Origin of the sequence: Pseudomonas sp. 51_B (genome assembly GCF_017491595.1) — a bacterium.
In the GTDB taxonomy this organism is placed as follows: Bacteria; Pseudomonadota; Gammaproteobacteria; order Pseudomonadales; family Pseudomonadaceae; genus Aquipseudomonas; species Aquipseudomonas promysalinigenes.
Genome location: NZ_JAFGYW010000496.1, coordinates 1 through 360, shown reverse-complemented (window position 1 = coordinate 360; position 360 = coordinate 1). Strand labels below are relative to the sequence as shown.

The 360-nt window shown below is 61.1% G+C and carries 1 protein-coding gene; it reads right to left on the bottom strand.

All coding sequences use genetic code 11. The annotated features are described in order from the left end of the window. A partial coding sequence (locus J5M56_RS25905) for a hypothetical protein (RefSeq protein ID WP_207938175.1) occupies positions 1-360 on the bottom strand: 360 nt, incomplete at both ends.

The following is a 360-nucleotide window of genomic DNA, read 5'->3' as shown; positions in this document are numbered from 1 at the left end:
TCTCGTTGCCAGTCAGGGTGTAGCGGTAGCTCACAGTACCGGTCGCGGAATCGTAGCCGGTGACGGTCAGGGTATTGCCCTCAGGCGTGGTCACCGTTTGCGGGAAGCCTGCGGCCACGCCAGCAGTCACCACGGCAATACCACCCACGGTCAGGCTTTGCAGCCCATCTGCTGCGGTGACCTTGAACGTGCCTTGCTGGGTCAGCGCATTGGCATCCGGCGCACTACCGTCACTGAGGTTTTTCTCGTAGACGGTCAACTCACCGCTCTGCACATCCAAGCCGTTAAGGGTGACCGGGTCATCGAGGTTGTTGACGTTCAGCGTCAGGGTCGCCGTGCTGGTATCGCCATCGGCATCCT